The organism is Campylobacter lari (genome assembly GCF_900638335.1).
In the GTDB taxonomy this organism is placed as follows: Bacteria; Campylobacterota; Campylobacteria; order Campylobacterales; family Campylobacteraceae; genus Campylobacter_D; species Campylobacter_D lari_E.
This window is the reverse complement of record NZ_LR134508.1, coordinates 655,004-672,643: the sequence shown is the minus strand read 5'-3', so window position 1 is coordinate 672,643 and position 17,640 is coordinate 655,004. Positions and strand designations below refer to the sequence as shown.

The 17,640-nt window shown below is 29.2% G+C and carries 22 protein-coding genes; 5 read left to right on the top strand and 17 right to left on the bottom strand.

The genetic code is table 11. From position 1 onward, the window contains the following. Window positions 1-3 precede the first annotated feature (3 nt). The 3 genes from EL235_RS03510 to EL235_RS03500 are packed head-to-tail and all read right to left on the bottom strand — an operon-like array spanning window position 4 to window position 2,213. Window positions 4-540 carry a HobA family DNA replication regulator gene (locus EL235_RS03510; RefSeq protein ID WP_126340811.1) on the bottom strand — a complete coding sequence of 179 codons (537 nt, stop codon included), beginning with the start codon at window positions 538-540 and terminating at the stop codon, window positions 4-6. Continuing rightward, a complete protein-coding gene (locus EL235_RS03505) occupies window positions 541-1,743 on the bottom strand; it encodes an aspartate kinase (protein WP_039618106.1) in 1,203 nt (400 codons plus the stop codon). After that, window positions 1,743-2,213: an RNA pyrophosphohydrolase gene (locus EL235_RS03500; RefSeq protein ID WP_039625903.1), complete on the bottom strand. Its 471-nt coding sequence runs from the start codon at window positions 2,211-2,213 to the stop codon at window positions 1,743-1,745. The genes EL235_RS03505 and EL235_RS03500 overlap by 1 nt, the downstream gene beginning before the upstream one ends. 80 nt (window positions 2,214-2,293) lie before the next feature. Between EL235_RS03500 and hemW the strand changes: the two genes are divergently transcribed. Further along, entirely contained in the window at window positions 2,294-3,343 is a 1,050-nt protein-coding gene (hemW, locus tag EL235_RS03495) for a radical SAM family heme chaperone HemW (protein ID WP_114640254.1), read from the top strand. A gap of 99 nt (window positions 3,344-3,442) precedes the next feature. Next, entirely contained in the window at window positions 3,443-4,192 is a 750-nt protein-coding gene (locus EL235_RS03490; RefSeq protein ID WP_126340810.1) for a HugZ family heme oxygenase, read from the top strand. Between the two features lie 25 nt (window positions 4,193-4,217). On the opposite strand, the gene arsB is transcribed toward EL235_RS03490, so the two are convergent. Genes arsB through EL235_RS03470 form a run of 4 tightly spaced genes read right to left on the bottom strand, consistent with a single transcriptional unit; the run spans window position 4,218 to window position 7,022 of the window. Beyond that, complete coding sequence (gene arsB / locus EL235_RS03485) at window positions 4,218-5,231, bottom strand: ACR3 family arsenite efflux transporter (protein ID WP_126340809.1); 1,014 nt, start codon at window positions 5,229-5,231, stop codon at window positions 4,218-4,220. Further along, window positions 5,232-5,639, bottom strand: coding sequence for an arsenate reductase (locus tag EL235_RS03480; RefSeq protein WP_039625895.1), 408 nt, complete (start codon window positions 5,637-5,639; stop codon window positions 5,232-5,234). Window position 5,640: 1 nt separating this feature from the next. After that, window positions 5,641-5,961, bottom strand: coding sequence for an ArsR/SmtB family transcription factor (locus EL235_RS03475; protein WP_039625893.1), 321 nt, complete (start codon window positions 5,959-5,961; stop codon window positions 5,641-5,643). 8 nt (window positions 5,962-5,969) lie between these two features. Continuing rightward, complete coding sequence (locus tag EL235_RS03470; protein WP_126340808.1) at window positions 5,970-7,022, bottom strand: permease; 1,053 nt, start codon at window positions 7,020-7,022, stop codon at window positions 5,970-5,972. Between the two features lie 155 nt (window positions 7,023-7,177). On the opposite strand from EL235_RS03470, the gene tatB reads away from it, so the two are divergent. The 3 genes from tatB to queA are packed head-to-tail and all read left to right on the top strand — an operon-like array spanning window position 7,178 to window position 9,328. Next, window positions 7,178-7,570: a Sec-independent protein translocase protein TatB gene (gene tatB, locus EL235_RS03465; protein WP_039618091.1), complete on the top strand. Its 393-nt coding sequence runs from the start codon at window positions 7,178-7,180 to the stop codon at window positions 7,568-7,570. 2 nt (window positions 7,571-7,572) lie between these two features. Continuing rightward, entirely contained in the window at window positions 7,573-8,313 is a 741-nt protein-coding gene (tatC, locus tag EL235_RS03460; protein WP_039625889.1) for a twin-arginine translocase subunit TatC, read from the top strand. Further along, entirely contained in the window at window positions 8,300-9,328 is a 1,029-nt protein-coding gene (queA, locus tag EL235_RS03455) for a tRNA preQ1(34) S-adenosylmethionine ribosyltransferase-isomerase QueA (RefSeq protein ID WP_126340807.1), read from the top strand. Before tatC ends, queA begins: the two co-directional genes overlap by 14 nt. Here the strand turns inward: queA and mrdA are convergent. The 10 genes from mrdA to cbrR all read right to left on the bottom strand — a co-directional run bounded on the left by mrdA (window position 9,321) and on the right by cbrR (window position 17,615). Beyond that, complete coding sequence (gene mrdA / locus EL235_RS03450) at window positions 9,321-11,147, bottom strand: penicillin-binding protein 2 (protein WP_039625887.1); 1,827 nt, start codon at window positions 11,145-11,147, stop codon at window positions 9,321-9,323. The genes queA and mrdA overlap by 8 nt on opposite strands. A 2-nt stretch (window positions 11,148-11,149) precedes the next feature. Then, window positions 11,150-11,506: a hypothetical protein gene (locus tag EL235_RS03445; RefSeq protein ID WP_232017401.1), complete on the bottom strand. Its 357-nt coding sequence runs from the start codon at window positions 11,504-11,506 to the stop codon at window positions 11,150-11,152. A gap of 124 nt (window positions 11,507-11,630) precedes the next feature. Further along, entirely contained in the window at window positions 11,631-12,230 is a 600-nt protein-coding gene (gene yihA / locus EL235_RS03440) for a ribosome biogenesis GTP-binding protein YihA/YsxC (protein WP_126340805.1), read from the bottom strand. Further along, complete coding sequence (gene lptA / locus EL235_RS03435) at window positions 12,227-12,685, bottom strand: lipopolysaccharide transport periplasmic protein LptA (protein ID WP_039625882.1); 459 nt, start codon at window positions 12,683-12,685, stop codon at window positions 12,227-12,229. Before lptA ends, yihA begins: the two co-directional genes overlap by 4 nt. Then, window positions 12,670-13,173 (bottom strand): hypothetical protein, encoded by a 504-nt coding sequence (locus EL235_RS03430; protein ID WP_039625880.1) that lies wholly within the window; start codon window positions 13,171-13,173, stop codon window positions 12,670-12,672. Before EL235_RS03430 ends, lptA begins: the two co-directional genes overlap by 16 nt. Next, window positions 13,164-13,652: a 3-deoxy-D-manno-octulosonate 8-phosphate phosphatase, YrbI family gene (locus EL235_RS03425; RefSeq protein WP_039625878.1), complete on the bottom strand. Its 489-nt coding sequence runs from the start codon at window positions 13,650-13,652 to the stop codon at window positions 13,164-13,166. Before EL235_RS03425 ends, EL235_RS03430 begins: the two co-directional genes overlap by 10 nt. A 4-nt stretch (window positions 13,653-13,656) precedes the next feature. Continuing rightward, a complete protein-coding gene (locus EL235_RS03420; protein WP_114640248.1) occupies window positions 13,657-14,496 on the bottom strand; it encodes a septal ring lytic transglycosylase RlpA family protein in 840 nt (279 codons plus the stop codon). Further along, window positions 14,432-15,583 (bottom strand): membrane-bound lytic murein transglycosylase D, encoded by a 1,152-nt coding sequence (locus EL235_RS03415; protein WP_039625875.1) that lies wholly within the window; start codon window positions 15,581-15,583, stop codon window positions 14,432-14,434. The genes EL235_RS03420 and EL235_RS03415 overlap by 65 nt, the downstream gene beginning before the upstream one ends. Beyond that, complete coding sequence (locus EL235_RS03410) at window positions 15,583-16,380, bottom strand: TatD family hydrolase (protein ID WP_039625873.1); 798 nt, start codon at window positions 16,378-16,380, stop codon at window positions 15,583-15,585. Before EL235_RS03410 ends, EL235_RS03415 begins: the two co-directional genes overlap by 1 nt. Continuing rightward, entirely contained in the window at window positions 16,371-17,615 is a 1,245-nt protein-coding gene (gene cbrR, locus EL235_RS03405) for a bile resistance response regulator CbrR (protein WP_039625871.1), read from the bottom strand. The genes EL235_RS03410 and cbrR overlap by 10 nt, the downstream gene beginning before the upstream one ends. Between the last annotated feature and the right edge of the window lie 25 nt (window positions 17,616-17,640).

Below are 17,640 nucleotides of genomic sequence, written 5' to 3'. Positions count from 1 at the left end.
GATTCAAATTTCTACCTTAGAAAAAAGTACAGCCTCTAAGCTTTGTTCAAATACTTTATATAAAGAAATAAGTTTATAGTCTAATTCTTTATCGCGTGAGGAAAGATAAAAACTATTTTGCAATTGCTCATCAAAAAGCCAAAGCATACTTTCTGCTTTAGAATTAGCGATTTTAAATTTAAAACCTGTGTTAGTTCCTATATAGAAAAAAGCATAACCATTAGGAAAAGAAATACTCAAAAGATCATTTAGCAAATCTATATCTTCTTGGGTATTACAAGCTTTATTATAAATTCCTTTTAAAGACACAAAAGGCACCAAAGGTCTTGTGGTACTAGCATTGATTTGGCTTAAAAAATACTCTTCAAACCAAGCTCTTTGATCATCAGTAATCACAATAAAAGTATAACCTTGCAAAAGCAAAGCTAACTTAGAAGCAATCAAAGGCGACCATTCAAGACGCCTTTCTTCTAACCAACTTGTATAAGTACCATTTTCTCGGATTTGTTCTAGGGTAAATTTTAAAAAACTATTGCTCATTTATACATCTAGTTTATAAACTTCATGCAATACTCTTACAGCCAATTCGCCGTATTTTTCATGCACGATAACTGAAATTTTAATTTCACTTGTAGAAATCATTTGTATGTTGATATTTTCATTTGCCAATGCTTTAAAAGCTGCTGAAGCTACTCCAGAATGTGATTTCATACCCACACCCACAACTGAAACTTTTACCACAGCACTATCTGTTTCTATATTAGCATTAGCACCTAAAACTTTTTTCATAGCATTAGTTGCTAAATCAAGCTCGTTTTCAGGCACTGTAAAGCCTAAATTTGTGGCTCCATCTACTCCGACATTTTGGATAATCATATCCACATTGATATTTTCATTTGCTAAAGTTCCAAAAATTTCAGCAGCAATACCTGGTTTATCATCAATATTTCTTAAAGTAACCCTTGCTTGGTTTTTATCTAGTGCTATACCGCTAACCAAAGCCTGTTCCATATTTTCCTCCTTAGTAATAATCGTACCTTCATTTTCATTAAAGCTACTTCTAGTAACTAATTTCACATTTAATTTTTTAGCAAGCTCTACAGAGCGGTTTTGTAAAACTTTAGCTCCTAAACTTGCAAGCTCTAGCATTTCTTCATAAGAAATTTTATCTAGCTTTTTAGCCTTTGGTTCAATTCTAGGATCGGTAGTATATACTCCATCTACATCAGTATAAATCTCACATAAATCAGCATTTAAAGCTCCTGCTAACGCAACCGCACTTAAATCACTTCCACCACGGCCCAAAGTAGTAACATTACCCATTTTATCAATACCTTGAAAGCCAGCCACTACTACGATATATCCTTCATCTAAAGCTTTGTTGATATTTGTAGTATCAATGTGTTCTATTCTTGCTTTAGTATAAACATCATCTGTAATAATTCCTGCATTACGTCCGGAAAATGCAGTAGCTTTTAAACCCATTTCATTTAGCGCAATAGCAAGCAAAGATGAAGTCACACGTTCACCACTACTTAAAAGCATATCCATCTCACGACCTGAAGGATTTTTACTAAAATGGTGAGCAAAATCAATAAGTTCGTTAGTCACCCCACTCATTGCTGAAACAACTACAACTAACTTATCGCAAGTTTTTTTACTTTTTGCCACTCTTTTAGCAACTTCATCAATACGCTCAAGTGTTCCTACACTTGTTCCCCCATATTTTTGTACGATCAGCATTAAATATACCCCCTTTCTTTAAAATATTTTAAAACCTTGGTATATATAGGTTTTTTAAAATGATTAATCATATCATAAACATCTTCTAATAAAACAAATTTGCAAGCATTAAATTCAGGATTTTTAGTATTTAGATTAATAATAGCTTTATTTTTTAATCTAACTAAAAAATATTTTTGATTTTGACCATCATAAGGATACATCTTTTGGGCGACTTTGGCTGGAAAATCATAACTAATCCACTCAGGATACTCAGCCAAAATTTCAATCTCATCTGTACCTATTTCTTCTTTTAATTCTCTAAACAATGCACTTTTAGCATCTTCCCCCTTATCTATACCACCTTGAGGAAATTGCCATATATCTTCCATATCATTACGTTTAGCAAGTAAAATTTTACATTCAAAAGGATAAGCTGATGATAGTATTATAGCAGCTACATTTGGCCTATATTTTTTTTCTTTTTCCATGATTTTCTTATCCTTGACTTTTAAATAATATAATTCTAACAAAAAAATACGAATTTATAATCACATTTTAAAGAAGTTTTATGCATTTATATATACATATACCATTTTGCGAAAGTAAGTGTTTTTATTGTTCTTTTACCTCACTTAAGAAAAAAGATGTTGAAAAAGATTATTTAAATGCTTTAATACAAGATATAAGATATCAACTAAATTTTTTTAAACTTGATAAAAATTCCATAAAGACTGTTTTTATAGGTGGTGGCACGCCTAGTTTAATGGATGCTAGTTTTTATGAAAAAATATTTATTTTTTTACAAAGTTATTTACAAAAAGATAGTGAAATCAGCATAGAAGCCAACCCCAACTCAAGTAATTTTTCATGGCTTAAAGAAATAAAAAATTTAGGTTTTAATCGTATTTCTTTTGGTGTACAAAGTTTTCATGAAAAAAAATTACAATTTCTTGGGCGTATTCATGATCAAAAAAGTATTTTTACTAGTATAGAAAATGCAAAAAAAGCAGGATTTAACAATATCAATCTGGACTTAATCTATGATACAAAACTTGATGATAAAAAAATGCTTGATTATGAAATTTACAAACTTGCCCTGCTTGATATTAACCATGTGAGCGCTTATAGTCTAACCATAGAAGAAAAAACTAGATTTGCTAAAAAATTTCATTTTAAAAAAAACGCTCCACGCCTTGCAAAATACTTTATCAAAGCAATTGAAAATCTTGGCTATAAACAATATGAAATTAGCAATTTTGGACAAATTTGCAAACATAATCTTGCATACTGGCAAGGAAAAGACTATATTGGCTGTGGTCTAAGTGCTGTGGGGTTTTTAAAAAATCAAAGACTTTACACCAAAAAAAGTTTAAAAGATTATATAACAAATCCTTGTTTTAGAAAAATTGAAAATTTAAATTCGAAAGATTTATGTTTAGAGCATATTTTTCTAGGGCTTAGAAGCATTATAGGAGTAGATGAAACAAAACTAAAACCCTTAGAAAAAGATAAAGCAATTTTTCTTAGCAAAAAAGAAAAATTAGTTTATAAAAATGGATTTTTTTATAACACCAATTATCTTTTAAGTGATGAGCTAGCTTTGTATATTAGCACTTAGTTTTTTAGCAATGAAAAATTTTTTGCCAAAATATAAAATTATCATCAATTTAAGATATAGTATATTTGATATTAAGCTAAACAAAAAAAGGATAGTATAATGAATTTCAACACTATTATAGAGCATATAAACTCACATCATCAGTCTAATTTAATAGATTTATGTAAAAAATTTTCTAATTCTAAAATAATCAAAAATGCTACACTACAAAGTGTCGATTTTGAAGGATTGGATATTATATATAACAACAATCAAACATTGCGCGTTAATTTTCCAACAATAGCTGATGAAAATTCTATTAAAGATGTAATCATAGAACTTTGTTTAAGCGTAAAAAACGATAACACAGAAAACATACATCAAGAAATTAATGAATTTATTGCTCAATATAACTCTATCATTTTAGCAACACTGACAGAAAATGGTGAAGCTACTTGTTCTTATGCTCCATTTTTTAGATTTCAATCTGAAAACTATATTTACATTAGTCAAATCAGTGAGCATTTTAACAATATCAAAGCAAATCCAAAAAATATTGAAGTGATGTTTTTAGAAGATGAATGCAAAGCAAGCTCGATAACACTAAGAAAAAGATTGCGTTATAAAGCAAGCGCAACCATACTCGAAAGAAACAACGATTTTGATAAAAAATATGACGAATTTGAAGAACAAGTAAAAGATGATAAAGCAGTAAAGATGATCAGAACAATGCTTGATTTTCATTTGATTAAACTCGACTTTCATAATGGACGCTTTGTAAAAGGATTTGGACAAGCTTATGATTTACAAGATGGTAAAATTATTCATATTAAAGGTAGCCATCCTCATAAATTCTCTCATAAAAAATAACACCACTGATTTTTTAGCGGTGTTATTAATATTTAAACTTCAAAGCCCATTTAACAAGTAAAATCAAAACAGGCACTTCAATCAATGGGCCTATAATAGCAGCAAATGATTGTAATGAGCTTATACCAAAAGATGCAATGGATATAGCTATGGCAAGTTCAAAATTATTACCACTAGCGCTAAAACTAATAGCTGTGTTTTTTTCATAGTTTAAACCTAGTTTTTTACTTATAAACCAAGAACTATAAAACATTATCACAAAATATAAAAACAAAGGAATGCAAATTTTAAATACATCCAAAGGTAAATTAAAAATATCACTTGATCGATAAGAACACATAATAATTATAGTAAAAAGTAAAGTAATAAGCGTAATAGGACTAATTTTAGGTAAGAATTTTTGCTCAAACCATTCTTTACCTTTTAAACCAATAAAAATAACCCTACTTAAAATTCCTAGTAAAAAAGGCAAACCAAGGTAAATTGCCACATTTTTCAAAATTTCATCCATTCTTATTTCTAGGTTATTTTGAAAACTCAAGCCCAAAAGAGAAGGAAAAAACTCTAAAAACAAGTACACATAAAAAGCAAAACACAAAATTTGAAAAATAGTGTTAATACCCACTAAGGCAGCAGTGTACTCTTTATCAGCCCTAGCTAAATCACTCCAAACTACCACCATAGCTACACAACGAGCTAAACCTATGATGATAATACCTTGCATATAATCAAGATCATTTTTTAAAAACACCCAAGCTAATATAAACATTAAAATAGGACCAAAAATCCAATTTAAAAATAAAGAAAGCATTAAAGCTTTAAAAGAATGAAAAATTTTAAATATCTTTTTATACTCAACCTTAGCCAAAGGTGGATACATCATTAAAACCAAACATACCATAAGTAAAACATTATTTTGATTATAATTAAAACTCTCCCAAAAATTTGTAATATTAGGAAATATAAATCCTAAAAATAATCCAAAAGCCATGGCTATAAAAATCCATAGGGTTAAAAATCTATCTATAAAACCAAGCATTTAAAGTTCTCCTTGTATGATTTTTTCTAAAAGCTCTTTAAGTTTTAATTCCAAGCTTTCCACTACTTTAATAAAATCCTTATCTTCAAAATCACTAGGATCTTCCAAGCCAAAGTCAAAGTGAAACTTTGCTTCAATATTTGGACAAGCTACTCCACAACCCATTCCTACAACAATATCTAAATCCTTAGGTAAACTATCAAAACTCTTTACCTTATAAGAACTTATATCAAGGGCGTATTTTTGCTTTAAAATCTTTATAGCCTTAGGATTAATTCCTTTAGAAATATCACTTCCTGCCGAATAAACATCTAAATCCAATCCAACCTCTTTACATATTTTCTTACACAAAGCTTCAGCCATTTGAGATCTGCAACTATTATGAATGCAAATAAAAGCTATTTTCATTTTATTCCTTAGGGCATTCGCAAGAAAATCTTTTAAGCTCAGGAAGCTTTATAGAAAGCTCATTGATGTTTTTTAACACATCATTGCAAAAATTATTTAAATTTTCTTTTACTCCATAATACGCCCAAACACCTTGTCTATCTACTTCTAAAAAATTAGCTTCTTTTAAAATTTTTAAATGTCTTGAAAGCCTTGATTGACTCATATTTAAAGAGCTTTGCAAATCACACACACAAAGCTTTCCATGTTTTTGTAAAAAAGCTAGAATTAAAATCCTGCTTTCATCATTAACCGCACTTGTTATTTTTAAAAACTCTTGCATAAAAATCCTTATATAAAAAACATTAAAAGTCCAAAACTAATTGCTATAAAAACAATCATACCTGCAAATAAAATCAAAAAGCTTGTTTTGAAAATTCTTTTAAGCAAAATAAGTTCAGGCAAAGAACACCCTGCTCCTGCTATTAGAAAACTCATCATAATCCCTAAAGGTACACCAGCTTGAGTCAAAGACAAGGCAACTGGAATCATAGCCGAGCAATTCATATAAAGCAAAACACCTATAAAAGCAGCTATAATCACACCCAAAATTCCATAATCTTTAAGATATTCCTCAAAGAAATTTTGCGGGAAAGCACCGTGTATTGTAGCTCCTATAGCCATACCAATAACAATATAAGGTAAGATTTTTTTGTATTCTTTTAAACTTTGAGTGAAGTATTTTTTTAATCTACTTTCAGGTTTTGTAAATTTAAGCAATGAATTATTTGACGAGCAACAAGAACTTTGCATAGCAGACTGAGTTATTTTAGGGTTTGAACAACATGAACTTTGAGCGAAAAACTGACTAGGTTTAGTGCTGGAACAACATGAAATTTGTGTAGTAGGTTGTGACTTAACACTAGAGCAACAAGATTTTGCTTGTCCTTCTTGAAGTTCATTATTTAAAAAATTTTCATTGAAAAATACTCTTGTGTTGGTTTTTGAAATCCCAAAAGCAAGCAATAAAATAATCCCAAATAAAAATCCTACATAAAGCAAGGTTATCTTAACTCCAAAACTCGCTATAAACATCACTAAAATAATAGGATTAATTAAAGGCGAGGTGCTAAGATAAGCTATACATACACCTAAAGGAACGCCTGCTCTTAAAAAAGCATTTAAAAGTGGTATACTTGAACACGAACAAAAAGGTGTTAAAGATCCTAAAAATATAGCTTTGACATAGCTTCCAAATCCATCACTTTTTAGATGAGCCTCAAAAAATTTAGAATATCTTTCATTCACAAAAGCAACAAACATACTCACCAAAATAAACAAAATTGAAATTTCGCTAAAAAGAAACAGAAATTCTTGCAAAATAGTTAAAATTTTATCCCACATATTTTTCCTTTCAATATTTTAATTTTTGTGATTATAACTAAAATATATTATTATATCAATATATCTTTATATATTAATATAATAAAAGTAATAATATTTTTAAGTATTTTTATGTAAAATGTAAACCATATATTCAAGCGAAAGAAGATAAAATAATGAGTTTTGGTGAAATTTTAGTTATTTTAGTTGTAGCTATTTTAGTGCTTGGGCCTGAAAAATTACCTTCAACTATAGTTGAAATTGCAAAAATTTTAAAAGCCATTAAAAGCAATATTGATGAGGCAAAAGCAAGTATTAATAAAGAACTAAAAATAGCAGAATTAAAAGATGAAGCACAAAAATACAAAGATGAATTTTCACAAACTAATGAAAATATCAGAAAAAAACTAAGTTTTGAAGAATTTGATCAACTCAAAGAAGATATTTTAAATAACACCAAAGAATTAAAAAGTGAAATTAATGATTTAGAAAAAGATATACAAGAACTTTCTAATCTTGAAGAAAAAATTCAAAAAGATGAAAAAAATACTCAGAAAATGGAAAGCTAAGAATGTTTGAAGAATTAAAACCGCATTTAGTAGAACTTAGAAAAAGATTATTTATAAGTGTTGCTTGTGTTGTTGTGATGTTTTTTGTATGTTTTAGTTTTAATAACTATATCATAGACATACTAAAAGCACCTGTTGAAGCAGCCTTACCTGAAATTTCAAGACAAATGACCTTCGTTGAATTGCAAGAACCTTTATTTACCGCGATGAAGGTTTCGTTTTTTACGGCTTTTTTGATTTCTTTGCCAGTCATTTTTTGGCAGTTTTGGAAGTTTGTAGCACCTGGACTTTATGATAATGAAAAAAGACTAGTAGTGCCTTTTGTAAGCTTTGCTAGTATCATGTTTGCACTTGGTGCTTTGTTTTGTTATTATATAGTTATACCTTTGGCTTTTAAATTTTTGATTGATTTTGGGGTGCAAACCCAAGATTTTAAACCTTTAATTAGCATAGGTTTGTATGTAGGTTTTTTCACTAAATTAATAATTGCTTTTGGTTTGGCTTTTGAAATGCCTGTAATAACCTTTTTCTTTGCCAAACTTGGACTTGTTGATGATGCATTTTTAAAAAAACACTTTAGAGTTTCAGTTTTAGTGATTTTTGTTTTTTCAGCTATGATGACACCACCTGATGTTATATCACAATTTTTAATGGCTGTACCTTTGTGCGGGCTTTATGGAATTTCTATTTATATAGCAAAAAAAGTCAATCCTAGCCAAAAAGAAGATGATGAAAATGATTGATAAAGATCTTTTGCTTTCTAGTTATGATTATAATCTACCAAATCAACTTATAGCAAATTTTCCCATTTTGCCTAAAGAAAATGCTAAGCTTTTAGTATATGAAAGATATAAAGATCAAATTTCACACTTGCATTTTAAGAACTTAGCTAAAATTTTACCACCCTGTGAAATCATCTTTAACGATACCAAAGTTATCAAAGCAAGAATTTATGGAACTAAAGAAAGTGGTAGCAAAATAGAGCTTTTTATCAACCATCCTTTAAAAAATAATGATTTTTTAGTGCAAATTCGAGGCAAAGTTAAAGAAGGACAAATTTTATATTTTGAAAATTCTTTAAAAGTTAAAATCAAAAAATTACACAGTGATGGCACAAGAGAGGTAGAATTTTTTAACGATGAAAAAAAACTTAATCATCATGAAGTTTTTGAAATTTTAGAAAAAATAGGTCATATACCTTTACCACCTTATATTAAAAGAGCAGATGAAGCACAAGATAGCATTAACTATCAAAGTATTTTTGCCAAAAATCAAGGTGCGGTTGCTGCACCTACTGCGAGCTTACACTTTGATGAAGCAATGATCGATGAACTTAAAAAAAATCATAATATCCATACTATCACACTACACGTTGGTGCAGGAACTTTTAAAGGTGTAGAATGTGAAGATATACGCGAACATAAAATGCATTCAGAATTTTTTCATATTGATGATGAAACTTGTGCTTTAATTGATTCTTCTAAGAAAATACTAGGTGTTGGTACTACTGTTACTCGTTGTATAGAGTATTATCATAGGAAAAAAATAAAAGAAGGTTTTTGTGATTTATTTTTACACCCACAAAACACCCCACAAAGACTTGATTATTTACTTACTAATTTTCACTTACCAAAATCAACTTTAATTATGCTTGTGGCAGCATTTATAGGTAGAGAAAAAACCTTAGAGCTTTACCATGAAGCCATAAAAAACAATTATCGTTTTTACTCATATGGCGATGGGATGCTAATTATTTAGTCTTTTTCTTGATATATTTTTTATCAATATAACCCAAATCTATAAGTTTTTGATAAATTTTAGCCAGTATAGGCCCTCCTGTGCTACTACCACTTTTCCCATGTTCGATTAAAACCACTACTACATATTGTGGTTTTTCATAAGGCGCATAAGAAGTAATCCAAGCATGAGATCTTAAAAAATATTCTAAATCCTCTTCTTTAATACGCTTTTTTTCACTTTGAGAAATTCCAACCACTTGTGCTGTTCCTGTTTTGGCTGCTATAGTAATAAGCGAATTTCTTAAAAATCTTGCCGTAGTTCCACCGTCTTCATTAGCAACTTCATACATAGCACGCCTTAAAAGTGGGAGTTTTGATAGTTCAAAAGTTGTAAAAACACTTTCATTATTGTCAAAATTTATCTTGGTAACATTATCATCAACACTATGTAAAAAATGTGGTGTAATATTTTTAGCTGTAGCAATCATAGCTGTAAATTTAGCTACTTGCATAGGAGTAGCAAGAAAATCACCTTGTCCTATGCTTGTATTTAAAGTTTCACCTTGATACCATGGTTGGTTGTATTTTTCTTTTTTCCATATTCTATTAGGAACTGTTCCTATAAATTCATTAGGTAAATCCACTCCTGTTTTTGCACCAAAACCTATTCTTTCAAAAACAGAACTAATAGTATCAATACCAACTTCTAAAGCACCTTTATAAAAATACACATCACAGCTTTCTCTAATAGCATCATTCATGTTTACATAACCATGACCTATAGCTTTCCAACATCTAAATTTTCTACCGCCAAGCTCAAAGTTAGAATCACATAAATACTTGTGATTTTCACTTACTTTTCCACTATCTAAAAACGCTAAAGCTGTACCCATTTTCACAACAGAACCTGGAGGATAAAGTCCATTAATAAGTTTATTAGTAAAAGGATGGTTTAAATCATTAGAAAGCTTATCCCATTCTTCTTGACTAATACCCGTTACAAAAGGATTAAGATTATACTCAGGAAAACTGCCCGCTGCTAAAATAGCCCCACTTTTTACATCCATTATTATAGCCGCACCTGCTAAATTTTCAAAAATACTAGCTAAGTATTCTTGCAAATCAAGATCAATGCTTAAAGTAATATTGCTTGATATAGGTTTTTTGTAAGAAAGTTCTTCTACTTCTTTATTTAATGCATTTACCTTACTAACCTTTTCACCCTTTTGACCTTGCAAAATTTCATTATACGAACGTTCTATACCGCTACGCCCTACATAGCTAGTTAATCTTGCAATTTCATTTTCATTCATATCATTTAAATTTGCTTTTCCAACATAACCTATAACATGACTAGCTAAAGCATCATAAGGATAAAATCTTTGAGTAGTAGATTTAACTTGCATATTCTCACGTAAATTAAGCTTAGTAAAATGCTTAATCATAGCATCATATTCTATAAATGGAACCACTTCTATATAATCTTGATTATAATAAGAATCAGCTTTTATATAAGCTCTTTTGAGCTTAGTAGCATTTAAATCAGGAAAGGCTCCTACTATAGCTTGTAATTCTTGATCTAAAAGATTTCTGTTTTTCTTTTTTATATACAAATATGGTTTTATGGAGATTGAAAAACCTAATTTATTTACCGCTAAGGGTCTACCTTTTATGTCTAAAATTTGTCCCCTTACAGGTGCTAAAAACTGCGTTTTAATGGCATTTTGCTTGGCTATTTCCTCGTAATAAACATTAGATTTAATACTTATATAATACACTCTAGCTAACAAAAGCATAAAAAAGCAAGCTATAAAACCCATCACTAAACGCATACGCATAATTAGATTTTTCCTTTAAAAATAACAAAAGAAATCAAAGCTTCAACAACAAAAAACCATAAATATTCAATACCAAATTTTAAAATTTCACTATTGTCTAAATATGCTAAAAACACATCAAAAAGATAGATAAAAACATAAGCGCAAAGAGTGAATATAACGAGTAAATAACGCCCTAGTTTTAATTTACTTTTAAACCAATCTACAAAAAAATGATAAAAAATAAAAAAAGCTATCCATGAGCTAAAGAGATAAAACCCATGAATAATATCAATCAATAAAAGATAAAACAAAGAAAAATACCATCTAAAATCAAGCTTATTAAGGGTTCTTTCTTTTTCTTTTAAGAGCACTATCATATAACAAAAAAACACCCCAAATAAAGGAGGCATCCAATAATATACAGAGCTTAATACTTGGTAAAAAATCAAAGTTAAATAAAAAAATAAATAAGAAAAATCAAATCTATTTTTTACTAAGTTTCTACTCCTCATTAAAACCCAAGCTCTCTAGAATAATTTTTTGTTCTAATTTATCAATACCACTTTTTTTCAAATTTGACACCAAAATGGCATTTTTATTTGCATTTAAAATCTTTGCTTTTTGACTTTGATTGAGCTTGTCTGCTTTTGTAAAAACTGTTATTTTTTTTTGATCAGCTCTAATAAAAGAATCTAAATACAAATCTAAATTTGCATCAATATCTAAATTATCATGTCTTGAATCTATTAGATGAATAAAAAGTTTAATAGAACTACGCTCTTTTAAAAACTCATCTAAATTTTTATTCCAAATAGCCTTAGTTTTCTTGCTCACTTTAGCATAACCAAAACCAGGCAAATCAATAAATATTAGTTTGAATTTATCATCATCTTTCTTACAATCAACTTCAAAAAAATTTATGAGCTGGGTTTTACCTGGGGTTGAAGAGCTTTTTGCTAAATTTTTATTTTTACATAATGTATTAATCAAAGAACTTTTGCCCACATTAGAACGTCCTAAAAAAGCAATTTCAGTGTATATAGGTTGTGGTGCTTCATCTATTTTAGAAGCAGAAGTTAAAAATTTAGCATTTAGTATCATTCTTTTACTTCAAATACAAATTTAGCAGGTTTTTTATCTTTACTCACCACTCTATAAGTCATATTTTTTCTATCTACTATGATTTTATCACCTATAAGTTCTTTTTTTGTCTGTATTTCTGTAATTTTTGCATTGCCATTAATCTCATATGTATCCTTAGCCACATTATAAATGAACTCATCACCGCTTCCATGGTAAGTTTTATCCTTCATCATGATTTTAAATTTAGCATCCTTAGTGGCTATATATTTAACAGGCTGTTTATTCTTCATATAAATAACCAATTTTTGCGAATTTAAAATATCTTTGCCTTTTTTAACTTCCACATCACCAGTTAATACACTTGTTTCATTTTTTTCATCTAAATAAAAATCTTTAGCGTAAACTTCTATTTTTTGCGCACTAAATGCAAATAAATTTAACAAACATAAAAAAATTATTACTCTAAAAACCATGCTTTTATTCCTTGAATTTTTAATTCTTTTTGATTTACATCATATAAAAAATTATCCCCAAAAACTTCATTTAAACCTATATATGCTTTAAAATTATCATTAGAAAATAAAATTTTATTTTTCATATCATAAGTTGCTTTTTGAGTAAAAATAGAAGTTTGATTATGATCAAAATAGCTTACATTACCTTCTAAAATAGACTTTTCTTCATTTCTTACTAATAAATTTGAACTTAAATTATAATCAAGTGCTTGCACTTTAAAATCATCAAAAATATCTTTATCTTGATATTTTACCCATCGACTTGCTTGATATGTAGCCTTAATTACGCTAGCATTTAACTCATAATCAAGCACATCAAAAGCTTGCATATTTGCCACATCTACCTTTTGTGGTTTTATGGCAAATAAATAAGGATCTTGAGTACTTAAAATTACCATAACAAAGGCGAATAAACTCATCAATATAGCAAAAATTTTTATCGCCAAAGTTTATCCCATTGAGCTTGCATATTATTGTTTTCAATCAAAATTTCAATCATCTCACTCACCGCTCCATTACCACCTTTTCTATTTAAAACTTTATCAGTTTTTAAAGCCTTATGTGCATCTTTTGGCTTGAAGCTATATCCAACTGCTTCAAGCAAACTCATATCATTATAATAATCCCCAATAGCAGCACATTGAGAAAAGTCTAAATTTAATTTTTCTAAAATTTCTTTAGCACAAGCTAGTTTATCACTAATACCTTGATAGACTAAATCAATTTTTAAATCCCTGGCCCTAAAATACACACACTCGCTAGTCCTACCTGTAATAATAGCAACTTTTTTACCAAGTTTTTGCCAAGCTTCAATCGCCGCACCATCTTTTACATTAAATTCTTTAATCTCGCCATAATTTTGCGTGTAGATGATTTTACCATCTGTTAAACACCCATCTACATCTAAAAAAATAAGTTCTATCATAATTTTACTCTCTTACTATAAATGCACCTGGGAAAGATCCGCTATCAACAAAATCTCTTGCTTCTTGCTCACTTCTAAAGCCTCTTAAAAATACTCTATGTAAACCATCTTTAGTACTTGTTTGTATTGTTGAAGTATAAGAATTATAATTTTTATATCTACTTGCTATTAGCTCTGCACCACTTTTATTTCTAAATGCGCCAATTTGCACCATAAAAGATCCACCTTGGAAAATATGACCACTATCAGCAATCTCTCCACTACTACCTAAATTAGAATTAGTATGCACCGAACCCGAACTTGCACTTGTTCCAAAGCCAATCACTTCAAGTCTTACAGGAGCTGTTCCCGCTTGTATCATATCTATATCTCTTGCAGCCATATTAGATAAATCTATAATCCTACCTGCTACAAAAGGCCCTCTATCATTTATTCTAACAGTAGTTTGTCGATGATTTTTTAAATTAGTTACTTTTACTATGGTATTCATAGGTAAAGTTTTATGAGCCGCAGTATAAGCATGTTGATCATAGGTTTCACCATTAGAAGTTTTTTTACCATGGAAACCCGGTCCATACCAACTGGCTATCCCATCAGCAGTCTCACCTACTTCTACTACAGTTGGATAATATGTTTTGCCATTAATAGTATAAGGCTTCATAGTGCCTTTTAAGCCTGTATTATTATGCTTTATACTTTTAAAATCTCTTTCTGGATAATACACAGTAGGCGTGTTAATAGGTACCATACTACAAGCGCTAAATAAAACTCCTACACAACTAACGACTAACGACTTTTGTATGAGAGTTTTTTGATAATTTTTGAGTAGTTTTGATTTTTGCATTATTATTCTCCTTAATTTTTAACACAAGTTTTTGATTAATATTAATCAAATTTCCTTTAATTTTATTATATTCTTTGATACTTTCAACACTAATTTTATGCTTTTTTGCAATAGTATAAAGACTATCACCCTCTTTTACTATATAAATTTTTGTATGCGGAATGGTTGTATCCACCTTAGCCAATTTTACATTCTCTAATGCCTTTTCCACTGCTACACTTTTACTTAAAGGAATATACATATAATAATCTTTTTTATCAGGTGGGGTAAAATCATAATTAAAATGTGGATTATAACGTTTAAATTCACTATAAGACATTTTAGCTACTTTAGCAAGTTCCTTTAAAGATACACTTGGGGGAACTGAGATTTTTTTAACTTCACTTGATAAAGCATAATTAAGCAAGGCACTATCTTGAGAAATTAAAAAATCATTATTATTTGCCAAAAATGCCATGGTAAGAATTTTTCTAATAAAAACTCTAGTTTCCAATGGTAAATATTTTTTATCAGGATCAAGTAAGATTCTTAAATCATCGCTTTTTGCTTTTTTTATAGCTTGACGCAATTTACCATCACCACAATTATAGGCCAAAATAGCCAAATACCATTTTCCAAATTGCTCTTTTAGCTGTTTTAAATAAGCAATAGCTGCATAAGTTGATTTTACTAAATCTTTTCTCTCATCTACATAAGGATCTATCCTTAAACCCAAAGTTTGCGCAGTTGGTTTCATAAATTGCCAAACACCTACTGCTTTAGTTCTTGAAATACTATGAATTTTTAAACCAGATTCCACAATAGCTAAATACAAAAATTCCTGAGGAATATTTTCTTTTTCTAAAATTTTGCGGATAATCGGAGTGACTTTGTAAAATTCTCTCATCGTATCCACTAAAGTTTTAGAATGCATATCCATGGAAGATTCTTTAAATTCTAAAAAAATCATATCACTAAGATAACTTGCCTCTATATCTAAATTTCTTAAAATTTGTGCCTGCTGCGTGTAATGCTCTGGAGTAAATTGCAAGGCCTTAGCATTTAAACATAATAATACTAAAATAAAAAACAAAAAGCTTTTTTTCATTATAAACCTTGGAAAAACAAACGATTAGCGTTAAAATTAGTAAGTTTTATTATTTCATTTTTAGATAAATTTAAAAGATAAGCCATTTTTTGTGCCACAAAATGTGTCAAAATAGGATCATTTACTTTGCCACGATATGGTTCTGGAGTTAAATAAGGTCCATCTGTTTCCAAAACAAGTTTATCTTTTGGAATTTTAGGTAAAACTTCTACTAGTTTTTTTGCATTTTTAAAAGTTAAAACCCCACCTATACCAAAATAAAAACCATTATCTGCTAACTGAAGTAAAAGCTCACTAGCATTAAAACAATGCAAAACACCACCTTGTAAATCCTTTGCATATGTTTTTAAAATATTAAAACTATCTTCATTAGCTTCACGCACATGCACAATCAAAGGCTTTTTATATTCAACAGCTAGTTGAATTTGAGCTATAAAAACTTCTTTTTGTTTTGCTTTTATTTCATCTTCATCAGCATTTAAACGATAATAATCAAGCCCGCACTCACCCACTGCAACGCATTTTTTATCATTTATAAATTCTTTTAAAATATCTAAATCAAAATCATCTATATCATAAGGATGTACCCCACAAGAAAAATACACATTTTTATAGTTATGCGCAATCTCTCTTGCTCTTGGCAAATCTTTTATATCTGCACCAGGTATGATGATTTTATCCACTCCATTAGCAAAGGCATGATTTAACATCTCATCCAAATATCCAAAATAAGCTTGACTATCTAGATGACAATGCGTATCTATGATTTTTTCATTAAAATCACAATCTAAAAACATACCTCTACCCTATTTTTACCATTAGCCTTAGCTAAATCTAGTGCCTTTTGAGCATTATTAAGCAAATCTTGCATTTGACTTGTTTTAATTCCAAAAGCAACCCCAACAGAAACACTATAATCTACTTCATCTAGAGCTATTAAAACACTTTCTTTGGCAATATTTACTCTTATATTTGAAAAAGCTTTCAATGCTTCTTTATTATCTATATTTTTTAAAAGTACGTAAAATTTACCATCTTCAATTCTAGTTGCTAAATCCATACCACGAATTTGATCTTTGATTTTTTTAGCTGTGTGTTTTATCACTCCATCACCGCAATCATAGCTTAACTCATAATTAATTGTTGCAAGATTATCAATATCAATTAATGCTAAAGCCATTTCTTCATTTTCTTGCATATCTTCTAAATAATCTAAAAATCTTTTTTCAAAATTTGCATAATCATCAAGACCTGTTAGCAAATCTTTACCCAAACTATATTCATCAAGTAAAACACATTTTTGCATATAATCTAAACAATTATTCACTCTGCAATTTAGAGATTCTTTTTGGAAAGGTCTAATAACATAATCATTCACACCCTTTTTAAAAGCTCTTGCCTCTAGCGCATCATCTTTATCTCCAACCATGATCACACCAAGTTCTATCTTAGAGTATTTTGAGCGAATTTCTACAAGCAAATCTTCCCCATTAATTACAGGCATAGTTGCATCGCAAATTACTAATTTTGTATCAGGGTTGTCACTTAGATAACTTAGTGCTTCTTCTCCATGTGCTGCTGCTAAGACATTAAAAAGCTGATTATTAAGATTTTTTTTCATTTCTGCACGTAAAGTTACATTAGCAATTGCTAGAATAATTTTGGTTTTATTGTTTTTTTGAAGCATTCTAATAGAGCTTAACATTTCATCAATACAGCTTTCACTATCTTTTTGAATATAACCTATAATATCTTTTTCCATAAATTTTTTACGTGTTTGACCATCACTACTTCCTGTAAGTACTATAGCGGGAATATTTTTTTCTAAAACCACATCCACCACTTCTCCATTAGGGGCATCTGGTAAACAAAGATCCACAAAAGCCATAAAATAATCATTTTTTACTAATTCTTTAGCACTATTCATATCAAAAGCAACATCCACTTTTAAACCCAAAGTATTCTCTACTTTTTTTGCCAAAAGCTTTGTAAGCATTTTATTATCATCAATAATTAAAATTTTTTCTTCCATAGCCAACTCTCTTTGTAATTTAAAA